The 20334-nt window shown below is 63.9% G+C and carries 15 protein-coding genes; 6 read left to right on the top strand and 9 right to left on the bottom strand.

All coding sequences use genetic code 11. The features are described 5' to 3' along the window. Positions 1-168: 168 nt before the first annotated feature. Complete coding sequence (locus AC1RDJ_RS21350) at positions 169-1323, top strand: patatin-like phospholipase family protein (RefSeq protein ID WP_232250938.1); 1155 nt, start codon at positions 169-171, stop codon at positions 1321-1323. Between the two features lie 307 nt (positions 1324-1630). On the opposite strand, the gene AC1RDJ_RS21345 is transcribed toward AC1RDJ_RS21350, so the two are convergent. From AC1RDJ_RS21345 to AC1RDJ_RS21335, 3 genes are all read right to left on the bottom strand, one after another. Continuing rightward, positions 1631-1933, bottom strand: coding sequence for a hypothetical protein (locus AC1RDJ_RS21345; protein ID WP_289889214.1), 303 nt, complete (start codon positions 1931-1933; stop codon positions 1631-1633). Between the two features lie 44 nt (positions 1934-1977). Then, positions 1978-2130 carry a DUF3309 family protein gene (locus AC1RDJ_RS21340; protein WP_071324612.1) on the bottom strand — a complete coding sequence of 51 codons (153 nt, stop codon included), beginning with the start codon at positions 2128-2130 and terminating at the stop codon, positions 1978-1980. A gap of 69 nt (positions 2131-2199) precedes the next feature. Beyond that, positions 2200-2646, bottom strand: a complete 447-nt coding sequence (locus AC1RDJ_RS21335) for an outer membrane lipoprotein (protein ID WP_071324611.1) — start codon at positions 2644-2646, stop codon at positions 2200-2202. A gap of 237 nt (positions 2647-2883) precedes the next feature. On the opposite strand from AC1RDJ_RS21335, the gene AC1RDJ_RS21330 reads away from it, so the two are divergent. From AC1RDJ_RS21330 to AC1RDJ_RS21320, 3 genes are all read left to right on the top strand, one after another. Continuing rightward, complete coding sequence (locus tag AC1RDJ_RS21330) at positions 2884-3477, top strand: hypothetical protein (RefSeq protein WP_493028609.1); 594 nt, start codon at positions 2884-2886, stop codon at positions 3475-3477. A gap of 83 nt (positions 3478-3560) precedes the next feature. Continuing rightward, entirely contained in the window at positions 3561-3872 is a 312-nt protein-coding gene (locus tag AC1RDJ_RS21325; protein ID WP_046682432.1) for a BON domain-containing protein, read from the top strand. Positions 3873-4046: 174 nt separating this feature from the next. Continuing rightward, complete coding sequence (locus AC1RDJ_RS21320) at positions 4047-5138, top strand: AI-2E family transporter (protein ID WP_493028669.1); 1092 nt, start codon at positions 4047-4049, stop codon at positions 5136-5138. A gap of 61 nt (positions 5139-5199) precedes the next feature. Here AC1RDJ_RS21320 and AC1RDJ_RS21315 read toward each other — a convergent pair whose 3' ends face one another. Together AC1RDJ_RS21315 and AC1RDJ_RS21310 are read right to left on the bottom strand one after the other, a co-directional pair. Continuing rightward, positions 5200-6147: a YihY/virulence factor BrkB family protein gene (locus AC1RDJ_RS21315; protein ID WP_071324609.1), complete on the bottom strand. Its 948-nt coding sequence runs from the start codon at positions 6145-6147 to the stop codon at positions 5200-5202. Positions 6148-6222: 75 nt separating this feature from the next. Beyond that, positions 6223-7248, bottom strand: coding sequence for an OmpA family protein (locus tag AC1RDJ_RS21310; RefSeq protein WP_071324608.1), 1026 nt, complete (start codon positions 7246-7248; stop codon positions 6223-6225). A 471-nt stretch (positions 7249-7719) separates the two neighbouring features. Here AC1RDJ_RS21310 and AC1RDJ_RS21305 point away from each other — a divergent pair, with 471 nt between their 5' ends. Together AC1RDJ_RS21305 and pbpC are read left to right on the top strand one after the other, a co-directional pair. Continuing rightward, positions 7720-13473, top strand: a complete 5754-nt coding sequence (locus tag AC1RDJ_RS21305; RefSeq protein WP_493028608.1) for an alpha-2-macroglobulin family protein — start codon at positions 7720-7722, stop codon at positions 13471-13473. 17 nt (positions 13474-13490) lie between these two features. Beyond that, positions 13491-15575, top strand: a complete 2085-nt coding sequence (pbpC, locus tag AC1RDJ_RS21300; RefSeq protein ID WP_493028607.1) for a penicillin-binding protein 1C — start codon at positions 13491-13493, stop codon at positions 15573-15575. 257 nt (positions 15576-15832) lie between these two features. On the opposite strand, the gene AC1RDJ_RS21295 is transcribed toward pbpC, so the two are convergent. From AC1RDJ_RS21295 to AC1RDJ_RS21280, 4 genes are all read right to left on the bottom strand, one after another. Next, positions 15833-16513, bottom strand: a complete 681-nt coding sequence (locus AC1RDJ_RS21295; protein ID WP_156894903.1) for a hypothetical protein — start codon at positions 16511-16513, stop codon at positions 15833-15835. A 76-nt stretch (positions 16514-16589) separates the two neighbouring features. After that, positions 16590-16898, bottom strand: a complete 309-nt coding sequence (locus AC1RDJ_RS21290) for a hypothetical protein (RefSeq protein ID WP_156894902.1) — start codon at positions 16896-16898, stop codon at positions 16590-16592. Positions 16899-17003: 105 nt separating this feature from the next. Further along, on the bottom strand, positions 17004-18350 hold the full coding sequence (locus AC1RDJ_RS21285; protein ID WP_034758888.1) for a sigma-54-dependent transcriptional regulator: 1347 nt from the start codon (positions 18348-18350) through the stop codon (positions 17004-17006). Next, on the bottom strand, positions 18337-20244 hold the full coding sequence (locus AC1RDJ_RS21280; RefSeq protein ID WP_493028606.1) for a sensor histidine kinase: 1908 nt from the start codon (positions 20242-20244) through the stop codon (positions 18337-18339). Before AC1RDJ_RS21280 ends, AC1RDJ_RS21285 begins: the two co-directional genes overlap by 14 nt. Positions 20245-20334: the final 90 nt, after the last annotated feature.

Raw genomic sequence — 20334 nt, 5'->3', positions numbered from 1 at the left:
GCCGGGGAATGATTCCATCATTTCCCCTATTTACCGAGGACAGAGCCTTTTTTTTGCCCGCATCCGGCATCCTGCGCGCGCGGGCGCCAGCGCGCGCACAAGTGCGGGCCACAATCCCTTACAATGATTCACGCCGCATTCCGCGCGGCGGACACAGGGGCTATCTTGATGATGCATTCGAAGACACCGGTCAATTCCTTGAATCCTTCGCGCCTGCGCATCGTGCTGGTGCTGCAGGGCGGCGGCGCGCTGGGCGCCTACCAGGCCGGCGTCTACCATGCGCTGCACGAACATGGGCTGGCGCCCGACTGGGTGGTGGGCACGTCGATCGGCGCCATCAATGCGGCCATTCTGGCTGGCAACAAACAGGAAGACCGCCTCGTGCGCCTGAAACAGTTCTGGCAGCGCATCGCGCACCGCGACAGCATCGACATGAACCTCGTGTCCGACCAGCAGCGCCGCTCGAACATCTGGCTGGCCACCCTCGACACCATCATGCGCGGCGTGCCCGGCTTCTTCAAGCCACGCGCGTTCAGCCTGTTTCCTGCCGGAATCGCCGTCAAGCCGGAGGAAGCGAGTTTCTACGACACGAGCGAGCTGGCCGGGACGCTCGAGGACCTGGTCGACTTCGATTACCTGAACCAGCCCGGCGGCATGCGCCTGACCGTCAATGCCCTGCGCGTGAAATGCGGCAGCCTGACCAGCTTTGACAGCCAGAAGCAGCGCCTGACGGCCGACCACATCCGCGCCAGCGGCGCCTTGCCGCCCGGCTTTGCCGGCGTGCGCGTCGATGGCGACCTGTACTGGGATGGCGGCCTGTATTCGAATACGCCGCTGGAAACCGTGCTCGACGATACTCCCCACGTCGACACGCTGGTCTTCATGGTCGATTTGTGGAGCTCGGAAGGGCCGGAGCCGACCACGCTCGATGAAGTGCAGACGCGGCAAAAGGACGTCACGTTCGCCTCGCGCTCGAAGCGCCATATCGAAGACTACGTCAACACGCATACCCTGCAGCATAAATTGCGTGAACTGTATGCCCGGCTGCCCGACGACGCGCACAGCCACCGGCAGGCGGAAGAGCTGGTGGCGCTCGGCTGCGACAGCACCATGCACATCGTGCGCCTGCCGTACGCGGGCCGCGACTGGCACATGGCGGCCAAGGACATCAATTTCTCCAAGGGCTCCATCGAGTGGCGCTGGGAACAGGGCTACCAGGATGCCTTGCGCGCGATCAAGGCGGCCGGCTGGCTGGCGTTTGTCACGGAAGACACGCCGCTCGTGGTGCACGAGTTGCCGCCCTACGAGCGCGACGTTGCCTAGCGACACCCGTCCACCCCTGTCGCGCGTGGGTATGGGCGGCCTGCGATGCTCACCGGCTCGGCGCCCCCGTACTTGGAGCTTATCCCGGTAGATGAATACATCCCCTGCTGCCGCCCCTCAGAAGGGGGGGGCTGCGTTGATCGTCGTCGCGTGGCTCGCCACACGTCCTCCTCACGCCTTGTCCGCGCTCCTGATACGCTGCCAGCAGAAGACGCTCCCTAGCGGGATAGACTCTTAGTACGGTTGCGCTACTTGGCCACCTCTCTCTTCCGCCCGCGACGGTTTTGTCCAGCGTCGCAACAGCCCCTCACTGCGGATGGGCCGCTACGCGCAGTTTTTCCGCGTTGGCCATGTCTTGCCGGTAAGTGTCCTGTGCGTCCTTCAGGCAGGCGGTGCGCGTGGCGGACGGTTCCAGGCGACAGGCTTTTTTGGCTTCGGCCAGGGCGGCGGCGATTTCCTTGCGCAAGGTGCGCAGCTGGGCCTGGGCCGTGCTGTCTTCCTGGTACCAGCGGGCCGGGTCGCCCGGTTGCGGGCTGGCCGTCTGTGCCAGCGCGAATGGCGACAGGCTGCAGGCCAGCACGGCGGCCAGGAATGTGGTGTGGATAGTCATGATATTTCCTCCTTGAAATAAAAAAGGCGCCGTAGCGCCTCTTTTTACAGCCTGCCCGTGAGTAGCAGCAGGATCAGTATCACAACGACGAGGCCGGCGATTCCGCTGGGGCCGTAGCCCCAGTTGCGGCTGTGCGGCCAGGTGGGCAGGACGCCGACCAGGGCCAGGATCAAAATGACCAGAATGATGGTGCCCATGGTATCTCCTTGTAGTCTTGCATGTGGTGCAACTGGGGCGCGGGCTGGCGTACCCGCCGCGCCGAATGATCAATAGCGGTAGACGCGGCCGTCGACGACGCGCACGCGGCTGCCTGGGCGCAAGTCCTGGGCGCTGTCCTGCACTACCGTGCGGTATTCGCCGTTGTCCAGGCGCACGCTGATCTGGTAGTTCTGCGCTTGCTGGCGGCGCCCCTCCACCTGGTTGCCGACGACGCCGCCGGCAACGGCGCCCGCCACGGTGGCCGCCGTGCGGCCGCCGCCCGAACCGATGGTGTTGCCCAGCAGGGCGCCGGCGATGCCGCCGACCACGGCGCCGGCGCCGCTGGTTTGTCCACCGCCCTGCACCAGCTGGATGGAATCGACGGTGCCGTAACTGGCGGACTCAGGCTGATTGGCCGGGTAATACTGCGACTGCGATGGTCCGGTGTTGGCGCAACCGCTGAGGACAGCGGTGGCGGCGAGCATCAGTGCAGCCAAGGTGGCGTTGGTTTTCATTTTATTCTCCTGACGTGGTGAGGGTGTAGCGCCATCTTAGCCACGGCCCCATGCCCGGTCTGTACGCTGCCGCACGCACTTATTGGCGTGTGGACGGTCACGCCGGCGCCCGATTTCCGCAGAAACGTTGTTATTTCTCCTTACTGGCCTGCTTGTTTCAAAATAAATTGCTTGTGTACGGCAGCGTACAGAAGAGTGGCGACTATCCACGTAAAACGGTAGTCATGCCAAGCAGACATGCTTGTCACCACCAGGGAGCAGCAGATGAACAAGAAGATGCAGAACCATAAACGCTACGCCGCCATCGTCATCGGTCTGGCCTGTGCGGCATGGGGCGGCCAGGCCATGGCGGCCAGCCCGGAAGCGAAGGCGGCCTACAAGGCGGCCAATGAACAGGCAGCCCTGAACTACAAGCAGGCGCACGCCGAATGCGACAAGATCACGGGCAACCCGAAGGATGTCTGCATCGCCGAAGCGAAGGCCGTGCGCGCCTACGATGAAGCGGTGGCCCAGGCGCAATACACGAATACCCTGCGTGCCTACACCAAGGCGCGCATCAAGATTGCCGATGCCAACTACGACGTCGACCTGGCGCGCTGCAATGCGCTGACGGGCAACGACAAGGATGTCTGCGTCAAGCTGGCCAAGTCCACCAAGGTGGCGGCCCTGGCCGATGCCAAGGCGGACAAGAAAGTCATCGAAGCGCGCAGCGATGCGCGTGAAGCAAAAAGAAAAGCCGAGTACAAGGTCGCAGCAGAAAAATGCGATGCATTAGCCGGCGCAGCCAAAGACGACTGTGTCAAGGCTGCAAAAACCCAGTTTGGCTACTGAACGCCGACTCGGCGCGCTGTCACCAGACTGGTATAAGAAGCTCATTGTGAGCACGTTGATTGACCACTCCTAAGGAAAAAACCATGAAATTCACTAAATCTATCGCTACTGGCCTCTTCGTCGCTTCCCTGTTCGCTGTGGCAGGTTGCGCTTCGACCCCGACCAAAGAAGGCACGGGCGAATACATCGACGACGCTGCGATCACCACCAAAGTCAAGGCCAGCATCTTCAATGAGCCGACCCTGAAATCGACGGAAATCAACGTTGAAACCTTCAAGGGCGTGGTTCAGCTGAGCGGCTTCGTGGCCCAGCCGTCGGATGCCGCCAAGGCTGGCGAAGTCGCCCGCGGCGTCAAAGGCGTGAAATCGGTGAAAAACGATATCCGCGTCAAGTAATGGCACGACCTGCCGCAGCGTCCGGCCCATGGGCTGGCGCTGTGGCCCTCCACCGACCGTAGCGGGATTCTCATGCATACCCAGCCTTCAGATATCCCGCCCGAGCCGGTAGAGCTGGCATCGAGCGACGCCGTGGCGCCCTCACCGAGTGCGCCCGCGGAGGCGGATCCCACCTTGCGCCTGCCGCTGCATGTCAATGCGCGCGGCCTGGCGCTGGGCATCATCGCCACCGTCAGCTTCATCTATGCGCTGCAATGGGCGCAGAAATTCCTCATTCCCGTCATTTTTGGCATCTTCATTGCCTATACCCTCAACCCCGTCGTCGCCTGGCTGGAAAAACTGCGCGTGCCGCGCGCCATCGGCGCCACGGCCGTGACGGCCCTGATCCTGTTCGGCTCGCTCGTCGTCGTCGAGCGGGTGCAGGGCGAATTCGAGTCCATCGTCGAAGAGTTGCCCGCCGCCACGCACAAGCTGTCGCGCCTGATCGCCGCCAATACGGGCGGCAAGAACAGCACCTTCCAGAAGATGCAGGCCGTGGCCAATGAAATCGAACAGGTGGCCGCCGGCGCCGAGACGCGCCGCAACAACCGCCGCGCGGCGGCCGCCGAGGCACCGAACTTCAAGATCATGGACTGGGTCTGGGCCGGTTCGCTGGGCCTCGTGGGTTTCCTCAGCCAGGCCACCATGGTCATCTTCCTCGTCTTCTTCCTGCTGCTGTCGGGCGATACCTTCAAGCGCAAGCTCGTCAAGCTGACGGGGCCGTCGCTGAGCCGCAAGAAGGTCACCGTGCATATCCTGGAAGACATCAATACCTCGATCCAGAACTATATGTTCATGTTGCTGGTCACGAATGGCTTGCTGGCGCTGCTGATGTGGATCGCCCTGCGCATGATCGGCCTGGAAAACGCGGGTGCCTGGGCCATCGTGGCTGGCTTGCTGCACATCATGCCGTATTTCGGCCCGCTCCTGATCACCATCGCCACGGGACTGGTGGCTTTCCTGCAGTTCGAATCGCTGGAAATGGTCTTGCTGGTGACGGGCACTTCCATGGCCATCGCCACCCTCGTCGGCACCTTCGTCACCACCTGGATGACGGGCCGCATCGCGCGCATGAATCCCACGGCCGTCTTCATCAGCCTGCTGTTCTGGGGCTGGCTGTGGGGCGTCTGGGGCTTGCTGCTGGGCGTGCCCATCATCGTCATCGTGAAAGTCGTCGCCGAGCGCGTGCAGGGCATGGAAGTGGTGGCCGAGCTGCTGGGCGAGTAGCTTGCGGCAACGCAAAGAAAACGGCGCCCGCGGGCGCCGTTGTTGCATGCGGAGCAGGAGCTCAGGACTGGTGGCGTTTCAATATCTTCACTTGCACATCGCCGTCCGCCGTCTTCGGCATGTCCTTCATGCTGCCCAGCTGCAGGGCGAACTGGCGCGTGAATTCGGCGCCGAGGAAGAAGATTTGCGCCGAGTAATATACCCACAGCAGCAGGGCCACCAGCGAACCGGCCGCGCCATAGCTGCTGGCCACGCCGCTATTGCCGATATACACGCCGATCGCGTATTTTCCCAGAGAAAACATGAAAGCCGTGCCGATGGCGCCGATCAGCACGTCGCGCCAGGACAGGCGCACGCGCGGCAGCATCTTGTAGATGACGGCAAACAGGCTGGCGATGACGGCAAAGCCGATCAGGTTCGACAGGATGGTAAACAGAACGGCCGTGTCCTTCCACACGCCTTCCCAGAAATTGGCGAGGATGGCCATGGCGGCGTTCACCACCAGCGACACCATCAGCAGGAAGGCCAGCACCAGCACGAGGCCGAACGACAGCAGGCGCGTGCGGACCATGTCCCAGGCACCCGCTTCCTTCAGGGGGGGGACTTGCCAGATTTCATCGAGGCTCGCCTTCAGTTCGGCAAACACGCTGGTGGCGCCAAACAGCAGCAGGGCGCTGGCGATGAGGGTGGCGATGCGGCCCTGTTCATGGTTCTTCGCGCCGGCCAGCACCAGCTGGATGGCTTCGGCGCCCTGCGTGCCCAGCAAGCCCTGCAATTGTCCCATCAGTTCGCCGCGCGCGGCGGCCGGGCCATAGAAGAAGCCGGCGATGGCGATCACCAGCACGAGGATGGGAGCGATGGAAAACAGCGTGTAGTAGGCGAGGGCGGCGCCCTTGCTCGAGGCGCGATGTTCCAGCCATTCGGTGACGGAACAGACGATGACGCTGCGCATCTGCTTGCTGAGTGGCGCCAGGCTGGCCAGTTTCGGATAGCGGGTAGTGAAATTCATGGTGGCTTTCAATGAAAAAAAGGGGCCGCAGCCCCTTTTTTTAACTAGTAACTAGTGGCGTGCCACTGGTAATGCTTACTGTACGCGGCGTTCGATGGTGATTTGTTCCACTTCAACGCGGCGGTTAGGTTCCAGGCACTTGATCAGGTCGGCACGTTTCTTGTTATCGCACGTGACGACCGGATTGGTCGAGCCCTTGCCTTCGGCCGTCAGGCGGTTGGCGGCCACGCCGTGGGCGACCAGGTATTCTTTGACTGCATCAGCACGTTGCTGCGACAGTTTCAGGTTGTACTTGGGCGAACCGATGCGGTCGGCATAACCACTGATGACGACGTTGTTGACGTCCGGCGACGCGTTCAGCACACGGGCGATTTCGTCGAGCTTGGTCTGTGTCGGACCGAGCTTGGCGCTGTCGAACGCGAACAGTTCCGTGGCCGACATCGTCACCTTTTCAAAGCGTGGCGGCGGTGGCGGCGGTGGTGGCGGCACGACGACGACGACTTCTTCACGCACTGGCGGCGGTGGCGGCGGTGCTGGCGGTGCAGGCGGTTTGTCGAACGCGTAGTTCAGGCCCACGGTGACGTAGTAGTTGTTGGACTTGCTGCTCGGGTCGAAGGTATTGCCGCGCAGGAAACCGTGCACATTGCGCACGTCAGCCTGGAGCGACAGCTGCTCGGTGATGCTGGACTGGAAGCCCAGGCCCACGCTGGCGTACGGCGAGCTCTTGGTGCGTTCACCGAAGGCGAGGCTGGTGTCCTTGTCGCGTTGCATACCGGCACCGACCAGCAGGAAGGGGCGGAAGGCCTTGCGCGAGAACAGGTACAGGCCGTCTACGCCCAGCGTGTTTTGCTGGTAGCGCTGGCTGCCATCCTTGGAACGGGCATACGTGGTGCCCAGCTGGATATCCCAGTCCTGGGAAACAGGCTTACCAAAGCGCAAGCCTGCGCCATAACCTGTTTTGTCGGTGGCAAAGTCGGAATCTGGCTTGAGTGCGTTGAGACTAGGTTGAATATACCAGGAGGGATTGATTTCCTGGGCCTGTGCGCCGAGGGCGGAGCACAGTACTGCGGCGGCAACGGCGATTTTTTTTAGATTATTCACAAGTAACTCCCAACGTTGATAAGAGATTTTCTCTACGGCATCAATACGACATCATGCTAGACATGCTATTGCTAACGGACAACAATTCCAGGTGCGTCCTTCTTGCGATAAATGCACTGCTGTTGGACTAGAGAATACGGTTCCAGGTTCAAGCGGTCGGTGCGTTGGCGCACAAAGCATTGTTGTATATCAATGGTGTTGCAGATTCACGACAAATACTCTGATGTTGAAAAAAACTAATTTGCCTCGGGGGATTGTCGTAACAAATCGTCAATCCCTGACCTTGGCGCAAGAGGCAATCGTACGACTTGTTACCAGCATGCCACTGTATATTAGCAACAATGATGAGCTTGATAACTAATATTACATTGATGTTGTATTCCTGCCGCGTTCTGTTGTTTTCCTGGGCTTCTCTTGGGCAACTTTTGCGTGCCGCAGCCAGCTCCGCCACTTTTCATCAAGGAGTCACTCGTGCCTAAGGCCATTCCCCCGCTTTCGTTCCGCTTGCCTGGCAATATCGCCGCCCTCTGTCTGTTGCTCTCGCTGGGCACGCCTATGCCGGCCTGGGCCGATGGCGGCGTGACGCTGTTTTCACCGAGCGGCACGGTCAAGGCCGTGCGCCAGGTGCGGGCCCAGTTCGCCACGCCGATGGTGCCGTTCGGCGACATGGGCTTGCCCGCGCCGTTCGCCATCGATTGCGGCAAGGCCGAGCCTGCCGTCGTGGCGGGCGCGGGACGCTGGGCTGACGAGCGCAACTGGAATTACGATTTCGAGCGCGACTTGCCAGCCGGCGTGGCTTGCCGGTTTACCTTGAAACCAGGTCTGCAGGATTTGCAGGGCAAGCCCGTGCAGGGAACGGCGGCCTACCGCTTTTCCACGGGCGGGCCAGCCATCGTCGAGGCCGTACCGTATGACGGCCAGCCGTATATCGATGAAAACCAGATCTTCGTGCTGGGCCTGGACGCCGCGCCGGACGAGGCCAGCGTCGCCGCGAACGCATATTGCCGCGCCGATGGCATCAATGAAAAGATTCCCGTGCGGCTGCTCAAGGGCAAGGAACTGGAACAGGTATTGACCCTGCGCAAAAGCTTCCTCGATCGCTACCTGACCATGTATTTCAAGAAGCGGGGGACGGTGTGGAAAGTGGGCATGCCCGTGGCCAGCAAGGGCGCGCCGCCGCTGCCCGTCACCGTGCTGCAATGCAAGCGCAGCTTCCCCGCCAGCGCCAAGGTGTCGCTGGTGTGGGGCGAGGGCATCGCCAGCGCCAGCGGCATCGCCACGGAGAAGGCGCAAAGCCTGAATTTCCGCACGCGGCCCGACTTCACGGCCAAGTTCAGCTGCGAGCGCAGCAACCCGAAGGAGCAGTGCATCCCGTTCCTGCCCATGCGCGTGCAGTTTTCCGCGCCCGTGAAAGCATCGCTGGTGCGCGCCATGACCTTGACGGGAGGCGGCAAGACGTATGCGCCGACGCTCGCGAAAGAGGAAGAAAAGGCGGAATTCCTGAACGGCGCCACCTTCAACGGGCCATTTCCCGTGCAAGCGAGCTTCATCCTGAACTTGCCGCCGAAGCTGACGGATGACGCCGGCCGCGCCTTGCTCAACCGCGCGCGCTTTCCCATGACGGTGCGCACGGGCGAACAGCCGCCGCTGCTGAAATTCCCGGCCCCGTTCGGCATCATCGAAGCCAAGGGCGACGGCTTGCTGCCCGTGACGGTGCGCAATATCGAGCCTGTGCTCACTGGCAAGGAAATCGCCAGGGAATCGGCATCGGCGCAGGCTGCCACGGGCGCCACCTTGCGCGTGCCCGACAATGACGACAAGTTCATCATCGAGTGGATGCAGCGCCTAGCCGGCAATGGCGACGCGGGCGAATACTGGCAGCCGTACGCGCAATATGCGGGCAACATGAGCAAATCCGTGCTGGCGGATGCGGCCGGCACGCGGCCCCTCAGCCTGCCGCGTCCCGATGGCAGGAAGACGTTTGAAGTGATCGGCATCCCCTTGCAGAAGCCCGGTTTTTACGTGGTCGAGCTGGCCAGCCCCATCCTCGGCAAAGTGCTGCTGGGCAAGCCGACCACCGCGTATATCCGCACGGCCGCGCTGGTGACGAATCTGGCGGCCCACTTCAAGCATGGCGCGCAATCGTCGCTGGTGTGGGTGACGTCGCTCGACAAGGGCGCCCCGGTTGCCAAGGCGCAAGTGGCCGTGCGCGACTGCGCCGGCAAGCTGCTGTGGCAAGGCGCCACGGGGGCGGACGGCGTGGCGCAGATAGCCGGCGAGCTGGCCAATTCCAGCTGCAAGAATAATGGCCGCTACTTTATCAGTGCGCGCAGCGGCGGCGACATGACGTTTACCCTGTCGGACTGGGTGGGCGGCATCGAAGCCTGGCGTTTCAATTTGCCGACGGACGATACGCGCGCCGACAACACCCTGCTGGCAACCGTATTCGACCGCACCCTGCTGCGTGCCGGCGAAACCGTGCACATGAAGCATTTCATCCGCAAGCACACGGGCCAGGGCATCGGCCTGGTCGACAAGAACAACGGTCCCGGCAGCGCCACCTCCGTCGTCATCACGCACCAGGGCAGCGACCAGAACTACCAGCTGCCGTTGCGCTGGTCCGCCAGCGGCACGGCGGAAAGCGACTGGGTGATTCCCGCCGACGCCAAGCAGGGCGAATACAGCGTGACGATGGCGGGCCGGCCCTCCGGCAGTTTCCGCGTCGAGGCATTCCGCGTGCCGACCATGAAAGCCGTGCTGCAGGGGCCGAAGGCGCCGGCCGTGCAGGCGAAGCAGCTGGCCCTCGATGCGCAAATCACGTATCTGGCCGGCGGCGCCGCCACCAACGCGCCCGTCAAGCTGCGCACGGTACTGCAGGACAAGAGCGTTTCCTTTGCCGACTATCCCGACTACAGCTTCAGCAATGGCGACGTGAAGGAAGGCCTCGTCAAGCAGGGCACCGGTTATGACGACGACGAAGGCGAATGGCAGGATGAAGGCAATGGCGGGCGTGCCGGCGCCGGTGCGGCCGCCGCGCGCACGCAAAGCCTGAGCCTGGACAAGGCGGGCGGCGCGCGCATCGTCATCGACCAGCTGCCGCAGCTGTCCACGCCGCGCGACCTGGTGGCGGAAATGGCTTTCCAGGATGCGAATGGCGAGACGGCGTCCGTCGCCACGCGCGTGCCGCTGTGGCCGTCAAACTATGTGATCGGCATCAAGCCCGACGCGTGGGACTTGAGCAAGGATAAATTCAAGTTCACGGTGGCCGTGCTGTCGACCGCGGGCAAGCCCGTGGCGAATGCGGCCGTCGCCGTCGATTTCTTCCAGCGCAACAGCTATTCGCACCGCCGGCGTTTGATCGGCGGCTTCTATGCGTATGAAAACAGCAGCGAAGTGGTCAAGCTGGGCCCGGCCTGCAATGGCAGGACGGATGGCAAGGGTCTGCTGATCTGCGACGTCAGGGCGCCCGCCAGCGGCAACCTGATTCTGCGCGCCAGCACGCAGGATGGCGCCGGCAACACGGCCGTCGCCAACCGCGAAACCTGGGTGGCCGGCAGCGGCGACTGGTGGTTCAACGCCAGCGACAATGACCGCATCGACGTCTTGCCTGAAAAAAAACGCTATGAGCCGGGCCAGGAAGCGAGCTTGCAGGTGCGCATGCCGTTCCGCTCGGGCACGGCCCTGATCACGGTCGAGCGCGAAGGCATCCTCGACACCTATGTGCGCCAGCTCAATGGCCGGGAACCGGTGGTGGCTATCCCGGTCAAACCGAATTACGCGCCGAATGTGTATGTGTCCGTGTTTGTCGTGCGGGGCCGGGTCGATGGCGTGCAGCCGACGGCCCTGGTCGACCTGGGCAAGCCGGCCTACAAGATGGGTATCGCGCCGCTCAACGTGGGGTGGCAGGCGCATGAACTGAACGTGATGGTGGTATCCGACAAGGAGGTCTACCAGACGCGCGACAAGGCGGAAGTGTCCGTGCGCGTGCGCCGCGCCGATGGCAAGTCGTTGCCGGTCGGCGCCGAAGTAGCGCTGGCGGCCGTCGACACGGGTTTGCTGGAATTGATGCCCAACGATAGCTGGAAGCTGCTCGATACCATGATGGCGCAGCGCAGCCTGCAGGTGGAAACGGCGACGGCGCAGATGCAGGTGATCGGCAAGCGCCACTTCGGCCGCAAGGCATTTCCGGCCGGCGGTGGTGGCGGCAAGGGCGCCAGCCGTGAACTGTTCGATACCCTGCTGTTCTGGAAGGGCACCGTCAAGCTCGACGCCAAGGGCGAAGCCACCGTGCAAGTACCGCTGAACGACTCGCTGACGGCGTTCCGCATCGTCGCCGTCGCCAGCGCCGGCAAGGAATTGTTTGGCACGGGCAGCACGGACATCCGCAGTTCGCAAGACCTGATCCTGATGTCGGGCTTGCCGACCCTCGTGCGCGAAGGCGACCAGCTGCGTGCCGGCTTTACGGTCCGCAACACCTCGGCTGCCTCGCTGAGCGTGGAATTGAATGCCACGGCGGCGGGCAAGGCGCTGCCGCGCCAGAACCTGACCCTGGCGGCAGGCGAAGCGCGCGAGACAGGCTGGGATTACCAGGTGCCGCTCGGCGCGCAAACGGTCGTGTGGGATATCAATGCCAAGGCGGGCAAGCACACGGACAAGCTGAAAATCACGCAAAAGGTGGGCCAGGCCACGCCCGTGCGCACCTACCAGGCCACCTTGCTGCAGATCGAGAAGCCCATCAATATGTCCGTGCAGATGCCGGCCGGTGCCTTGCCGGGCCGTGGCGGCATCCAGACCAGCTTTGCGGCCAGGCTGGGCGGCGAGCTGCCCGGCGTGCGCGAATACATGGCCGCGTATCCGTACACCTGCTTCGAGCAAAACACGTCGAAAGCCATCGCCCTGCAAGACCAGGAGGCGTGGAACAGGCTGGCCGCCAGCCTGCCCGCCTACCTCGATGGCGACGGCATGCTGAAATACTTCCCCATCATGGAGCAAGGCAGCGACAGCCTGACGGCGTATGTGCTGTCGGCAACTGCGGAAGCCGGCTATGCGATTCCCGAACAGACGAAGAACCGCATGGAAGAAGCCTTGACGGCCTTCGTGCAGGGCCGCATCGTGCGCCGTTCGGCGCTGGCCACGACCGACCTGGCCGTGCGCAAGCTGGCGGCGCTGGAAGCGCTGTCGCGTTCGAACAAGGTGCCGCCCGATGCGCTGGAAAGCATCAGCATCAACCCGAACCTGTGGCCGACGTCCGCCGTCATCGACTGGAGCTTGCTGCTGCAACGCACGCCAGGCCTGGCGCGCCGCGATGCGCAACTGGCCGAGGCGCAGCAGATCCTGCGCTCGCGCCTGAATTTCCAGGGCACGACCATGGGCTTTTCCACCGAACGCAAGGATAACTGGTGGTGGCTGATGGTGTCCGGCGACGTCAACGCCAACCGCCTGCTGCTGGCCGTGCTGGACGACCCGGCGTGGAAGGACGACATCGGCCGCCTCGTGCGCGGCAGCATGGGCCGCCAGAAGAAGGGGCGCTGGGATACCACGGTGGCGAATGCCTGGGGCACGCTGGCCATCGCCAAGTTCTCCGCCAAGTTCGAAGCGACGCCCGTGACGGGCGCCAGCGCCGTGAAGCTGGGCGGCGATACGCAAGCGCTCGTGTGGAATGGCGCGGCGAAAGTGGGCCCCGTGCTGCAGGCGTGGCCGAAAGGCATGGACACCCTGGGCCTGGCGCACAGCGGCACGGGCAAACCGTGGGCCACCGTGCAAAGCCTAGCCGCCATCCCGCTCAAGGCGCCCGTCTCCAGCGGCTACAGGATCAGGAAAACCATTACGCCCGTGGAACAGAAGACGGCGGGCGCATGGTCGCGCGGCGACGTCTACCGCGTGCGCCTCGACTTGTCGGCGCAGGCGGACATGAGCTGGGTGGTGGTCGACGACCCGATCCCGGCCAGCGCCACGGTGCTGGGCAATGGCCTGGACCGCGATTCGCAGCTGCTGACGGCCGGCGAAAAATCCACGGGCTGGGTCTGGCCCACGTTCGAGGAACGGGCTTTCGACGCCTTCCGCGCGTACTACGCCTTCGTGCCGAAGGGCAACTGGAGCGTGGAATACACGGTGCGCCTGAACAATGCGGGCGACTTCAGCCTGCCGGCCACGCGCATCGAAGCCATGTATTCGCCCGAGATGTTTGGCGAGTCGCCAAATGCGAATGTGCAGGTGGGGCAGTGAAGAAGTTGATTTTTGTTATGGGCTGCATGCTATCCGGTCCGCTCTTCGCGCAAGCGGTGCTGACGCCGGGCCAGGTGCAGGCCGCCTACCGCAGCTCGGAAGCGCAGTTGCTCGACCGCAGCGGCGCGCCGCTGCAATCCTTGCGCGTGGACATGAAGGCGCGCCGCCTGCCGTGGGTGCCGCTGGCCGACATCTCTCCCGCCGTGCAGCAGGCCGTGCTGCTGGCCGAAGACCAGCGCTTCATGCGCCATGGCGGCGTGGATCTGTCGGCGCTGGCCACGGCCGCCTGGGACAATCTGTTTGCGAAAAAGCCCCGGGGCGCCTCGACCATCACCATGCAGCTGGCGGGCCAGCTCGACGCGGACCTGCAGGCGCAGGCGGGCGGGCGCAGCCTGCGCCAGAAATGGGAGCAGATGCGCGCGGCGCAAGCCATCGAGGATAGCTGGAGCAAGGCGCAGATTTTCGAGGCGTATCTGAACCTCGTGTCGTTCCGCGGCGAGCTGCAGGGCATCGCCTCCGCTTCGTACAGCCTGTTCGGCAAGGCGCCGTCGGGCCTGAACCAGACGGACGGCATCATCCTGGCCAGCCTCGTGCGCGCGCCGAACGCGCCGCTGGCCACCGTCACGCGCCGTGCCTGCGCGCTGGCCAAGGAAGCGCGCATGGACAGCAGCTGCCAGCTGATCGGCCAGCGCGTGCAGACGGCCTTGCAGCGCACGGCCCTGTATGCCGACCTGGCGCCGGCGCCGCAGGTGGCGCAGCAGCTGCTCAAGCAGTCGGGCGTCTCCGTGCGCAGTACGCTCGACGGTCCGCTGCAGCGTTTTGCCCAGGATAATCTGCGCCAGCAGCTGGCATCTTTGCGCGAGCGCAATGTCAACGATGGCGCCATCGTCGTGCTCGACAACCGCAGCGGCGAGATCCTCGCCTATGTGGGCAATGCGGGCGGCAGCCACGTCGATGGCGTGACGGCCCTGCGCCAGGCCGGTTCCACCCTGAAACCGTTTCTGTATGAACTGGCCATCGAACGCCGCCTGATGACGGCGGCGTCCGTCATGGACGACACGCCGCTCGACGTCGCCACGGCGTCCGGCATGTATGCGCCGCAAAACTACGACCGCAATTTCAAGGGCCATGTCAGCGCCCGCACCAGCCTGGCCAGTTCCCTGAACATTCCCGCCGTGCGCACGGTGCTGCTGACGGGGCAGGACGGCTTTTACAACCGCCTCAAGGACGTGGGCCTGTCCAGCTTGACGGAGCCGGCTGAATACTATGGTCCCTCGCTGGCGCTGGGCTCGTCCGAGGTGACCCTGCTGGAACTGGCCAACGCCTACCGCGCGCTGGCCAATGGCGGCAGCTACAGCACGGCCAGCCTGCAGCCGGGCCAGGCAGGCAGGGACCGGCGCCGCGTGATGGAGCCGGGCGCCGCCTTCATCGTCAGCGACATCCTCGCCGACCGCGCCGCGCGCAGCATGACCTTCGGCTTGCGCAACGAGCTGGGGACGAATTTCTGGAGCGCCGTCAAGACGGGCACGAGCAAGGACATGCGCGACAACTGGTGCATGGGTTACTCGGAGCGCTACACGGTGGGCGTCTGGGTGGGCAATTTCGATGGCAAGCCCATGTGGGACGTGTCCGGCGTGACGGGCGCCGCACCCGTGTGGCGCGACGTCATGGATTATCTGCACAAGAACGTGCCCAGCCATGCGCCGAAGGCGCCGTCCGGCGTGCTGCAGCAGATGGTGGCGTACCAGCCCGCGCTGGAAGCGCCGCGCCGCGAATGGTTTATCGCGGGAACGGAAAGCGCCGTCATCGCCGTCGTGGGCGACACGCTGAGACCGCCCGCCATCGTGTATCCGGCCGAGGACAGCATCCTCGCCATCGACCCCGACATCCCGCCCGCCTTGCAGCGCGTGTTCTTCCAGGCGCAGGGCAGCCAGGGCTTGCGCTGGGTGCTTGACGGCAAGGATTTGGGCGCGGCTCTTGACAGCGTCAGCTGGCGCCCCGTGCCGGGCAAGCATGCGCTGGCCCTTGTCGACGGCGACGGCAAGACGGTGGTGAAGGTCGCGTTCCAGGTGCGGGGCAATGCGCTGGCGCAGCTGAATTAGGCACCGTGGCTTGTGCTGTTGGCCAGTTTTTTGTCCGCCACTGGCGGGCACCCCATAACAAGCCCATCCAGATGCAGAACGACCGGCCGCGCGCGCGGATTCGTGTGCGGTACTTGTGCGCCGTCGAGCAGAAACAGGGTGGTAGCGGCGGCGACCGCCATGACGGGCCGCATGGACCACCACCAGGTTCGATCGGCACATGCTTTCCTGACTAGAAGGGTATGTGCCGATTCCGGCGAAGCATTGTCAAAAAATACTTATGGCGCGCTGATGATGTTCGTCAATGCAATGCGGTAGGCCGGCTGCACATCGCCATCCTTGTCCAGCTTGTCCATCATGATGACGCCGAAACCCTGCGCATACCAGACGTATTCGCCGCTCTTGCCCTTACTCTTGCCGCCCACGTCGCGCAGTTCGAACTTGCAGGCGTCGGGGAAGCGGCGCCCGCCCAGTTCCAGGCGTTCCCAGCCCAGGAAGGTGATCGAGAAATCGCGTTGATCCGTGCGCGTCGAGGTCGTGATCTTGTCGGACAGGCCGGCCAGCGGATAGTGGGTGTTCGTTTGCGTGTCCGTGAACTGCACGCGCACTTCCTGGCCGCGACGCATGTTGGCGGGGATGGCGGACTGCGGCGCGTAGACGTTCTTGCTGCGCACGGTGCCGTCTTCGTTGTAATGGATCGTGCCCGTCAGGAAGACCTGGCCATCGCGGATATCCTGGTAGGACGTGGCCAGCAAGGCGCCGCCGTCGAGGATCAGCTGCGTGCCCTTGAGTTTCTTGCCCTCGAACATTTCTTCGACGTTGACTTGCGCGTCGCCATTGTTCTTGCTGAACTTGACGCCCGTCGTCAGTTCCATGCATTCGCCCACCGTGGGCGCCGCCTGTACGCTGGCGGCCGCGAATACGCTGGCCGCCACCATTCCACACCATGCTGCTTTCATTGTCATCCTGGCTATCTTGAAAAGGCGTGATGATAGCGTGCCGTGGAGCAATGTGGCGCAGCGCTGGAGGCGGGGCTTAGCGGGCCGGTACGGTCGGCGTCGCTGGGGGCGTGGTGGCGGGTCCGCTGGCTGCCGGAGTGTCCGGCGTGGCCACGGGTTTGCCGCGCCGGCTGCGCTTGTCCGTGCGCGTTTTGCCGGGCTTGGCGTCGTGAACCAGCTTGCCTTTGTTGTCGAGCTTGTCGGATGCGTCCGATTGCTGGCCCGGATCGTTGCGGTTGTTGGTGTGGTTGCCCGTCTGGTTCAGATTCGTCGTCGACTGGGCTTGCACCCAGGCGCCGCCGACCGTCATCAGGGTGGCGGCCAGCAAGAGAGCGGCGGTTTTCATGGCGGTATCCTGTGCAAATAAGAGTATGAGCTTGCATTCTCACACATCTGTCCGCCTGCACGGGTAGGACGCCGCCTCATGCCGGTGTCGGCTATTTGCTTCAGTTCAACGGAACTGCTCCGTCGAGATATCGAAGCGCTTGAGCTTGTCGTACAGGGTTTTCTTCGGAATATTCAAGCTGGCGGCCGCGTCGATGACGTTGCCATTGTGGCGGCGCAAGGCTTCCTCGATGATGGAAATCTCGAAAGTGTCGACCTGTTCGGCCAGCGATGCTTCGCGGCAGCCGGCCGGACTCAGGGTATCGTCGAGCAAGCCCAGCACGAAACGGTCGGCCACATTGTGCAGCTCGCGTACATTGCCGGCCCAGCGCTGTGCCATCAGGGACGCGATCAGCTCGCCGCTGACGAGGGCTGCCGGCTGGCCATAGCGCAGCGCCGCCTGCAGCACGAAGAATTCGAACAGCAGCGGGATATCCTCGCGCCGGTTGCGCAGCGCGGGCAGGGTCAGGCTGGCCACGTTCAGGCGGTAATACAGGTCGGGGCGGAACTTGCCCTGCTCGGCCAGCACATTCAAGTCTTCCTTGGCGGCGGCGATCACGCGGAAATTGACGGAAATTAATTTGTTCGAACCGAGGCGCTCGACTTGGCGCTCCTGCAGCACGCGCAGCAGCTTCACTTGCAGGGCCAGCGGCATGCTTTCGATTTCATCGAGAAACAGGGTGCCGCCGTTCGCGTATTCGATCTTGCCGATGCGCTGGCGCTGGGCGCCCGTGAACGCCCCTTCCTCGTGGCCGAACAGTTCCGATTCGAAGATCGATTCGGGCAGGGCGCCGCAGTTAATCGCCACGAACGGGTGGTCGCGCCGCTCGCTGAAGTCGTGCAGGCAGCGCGCAATCAGCTCTTTTCCCGTCCCCGTTTCGCCGAGGATGATGATGTCGGCCGATTTCGGCGCCAGGTTCAGCACCAGCTGGCGCACCTTGGCCATGGCTGCGCTGCGCCCCACGATGCGCGCCTCGATGCCGACGCGCTGCTCGAGCTGGCGGCGCAGGTTCATGTTTTCCAGCACCAGGTGGCGTTTATCGAGCGCGCGGCGGCACACTTCCACCAGCAGGTCGGCGGAAAACGGTTTTTCGATGAAGTCATACGCGCCACGGCGCATGGCGCCCACGGCCATCGACACGTCGCCGTGGCCCGTGACGAGGATGACGGGCAGGCTGGCATCCTGCGCCACGGCGATATCGAGCAGTTTCAGGCCATCCATGCCGGGCAGCTTGATATCGCTCAATAAAATGCCGGCAAATTCGGGCACCAGGTAGGGCAGCGCTTCCTCGGCCGTGGCGACGGCCGTCACTTGCAGCCCCGCCAGTTCCAGCGATTGCCGGGCGCCCTTGCGCACGACGGCATCGTCTTCCACCAGCAGCACTTGCATGCCCTCAAAATTATTCTCGTGCATTCCCTGTTTCCTTCGTCTCTATCTTGTTCTCCCCCGGGTCGCAGCTCAGGGTGATGGTAAATTGCGCGCCGCCCCCTTCCGCGGCGCTGCGGTTGCGCACGGCCAGCGCGCTGCCGGCCGCGCGCAGGATGCCGGCGCTGATCGACAGGCCCAGTCCCAGGCCGTGTTCCTTGGTGGTATAGAAGGGGTCGAAGATCTTGTCCAGCGACGCCAGCGGGATACCGGGGCCATTATCGGTGATATGGATGATGGCCAGTGCGCCTTCGCGGCGCACCTGGAGCCAGATCTGCACGGGCGCGCTTTCCGGTACGGCATCCATGGCGTTGGTGATCAGGTTGCTGAACACCTGTTCCAGGCCGATGGCGTTGCACAGCACGATGATGTCGTCCTCAAGCCAGCTTTCATGCAGGGTCAGGCGCTGCGAATTCTTGCGCGTGCGGATTTGCAGCATGGTTTGCGCAAACGCCTGGCGCACGCTGACGGGCTTGCGCGCATCGTCGCTGCGCCGGGCAAAGCCCTTCAGCTGCGACGTCACGTAGCCGAGGCGCTTGACGAGGTCGGAAATGGTCGACAGGTTGTCGAGCGCATCGTCGATGCGGCCCCGTGCCAGGAACACCTTGGCATTGTCGGAAAACGTTTGCAGGGCGGCCAGCGGCTGGTTGAGCTCATGCGTGACGCCGGCCGCCATCTGCCCGATGGCGGCCAGCTTGCCGCTTTGCACCAGTTCCGCCTGGGCGTAGCGCAGGGTCTGCTCAGCCCGTTCGCGCTCGCTCACCTCCGCTTGCAGGCGGCCATTCGCGTGCACGAGGTCGGCCGTGCGCTGTTCGACCTTGATTTCCAGCTGTTCATAGGCGCGCGCCAGCGTCTGCTGCGCGTTCAGGCGCTCGGCGATGCGGCGCCGGCGCTGGCGCGCATACATCAGGGCCAGCAGCAGCAGGGCCCAGCCCAGCGCGGCGGCGATGGCCGCATTGCGGGCCGCCGCGTTGACCTGGTCGAGTTCGGCCAGCACGGTGATCTGCCATTGCAGCGGACCGAGCGCGCGGTTGACGGCCAGGTAGTCGGCGCTGCCCGACAGGGCCGGCATATCGCCCGCCTGAGGCCGCTCGAGCGTCATGACGCTGGCGCCATCGGCAAACTGGCGCTGCACGCGGTGCGGCAGGATGGGCAGGTTTTCCTGCAGGAATTGGCGCTGTGCGCTGATATCGTTCTTCGCGGCCGGCGCCAGCGGCGCCAGCGTCTTGAACTTGAAGGCGGGCGTGGTGGCCAGGATGATCACGCCATTCGCATCCTTGACCCAGATCTGCTCGCCCGCGCCCGGCGTGCGCCACGATTGTTCGATCCAGTCCAGGTTGACCTTGGCGGCGACGATGCCGAGGATGCGTCCGTTGCGCTGCACGGGCTGCGAAATGAAGTAGCCGGCCTCGAAGGTGGAGGCGCCGATGCCGTAGAAGCGGCCGATGCCGCCCGCGATGGCGTTCTTGAAATAGGGACGGAAGCCGTAGTTGACGCCCACATACGAGCTGGCTTCCTGCCAGTTGCTCGATGCCAGGGTCGTGCCCTTGTCGTCGAGCACGTAGACGGCAAAGGCGCCCGCACGGCGGTTCATGTCGATCAGGTAGGCATTGATCTGCGCCACCCTGGCGGCGTCGGGCTGCTCCAGCAGTTGCGCCACGGCATCGCTTTGCGCCACGGCCAGGGGCAGGAATTCGTATTTGTTGAGGGCGCCGCCAATGGACGCCGCATACAGTTCCGCGCGCGAATCGAGGGTGCGGTGCAATTCATCGAGCTGGCGCTGCTTGACCCAGGCATACGACGCCCACGTCAGCACGGCCAGCGAGCCTGCGGCCAGCAGGGGGGCGAGCGCTGGTCTCAGGGTCCATTTGCCGAATGCCATGGTGCTCCGTGTGTCGGGTTAAGCGCGGGGTGCGGCTAAGGCGGTATTGTAGTGTACGGCGGGATTCGCCCGAATGGATGCATCCCGATG

This window comes from Janthinobacterium sp. GW822-FHT07H10, assembly GCF_058798675.1.
Note: the sequence above shows the minus strand (reverse complement) of the source record. Positions and strands in the feature narration are given on the sequence as shown.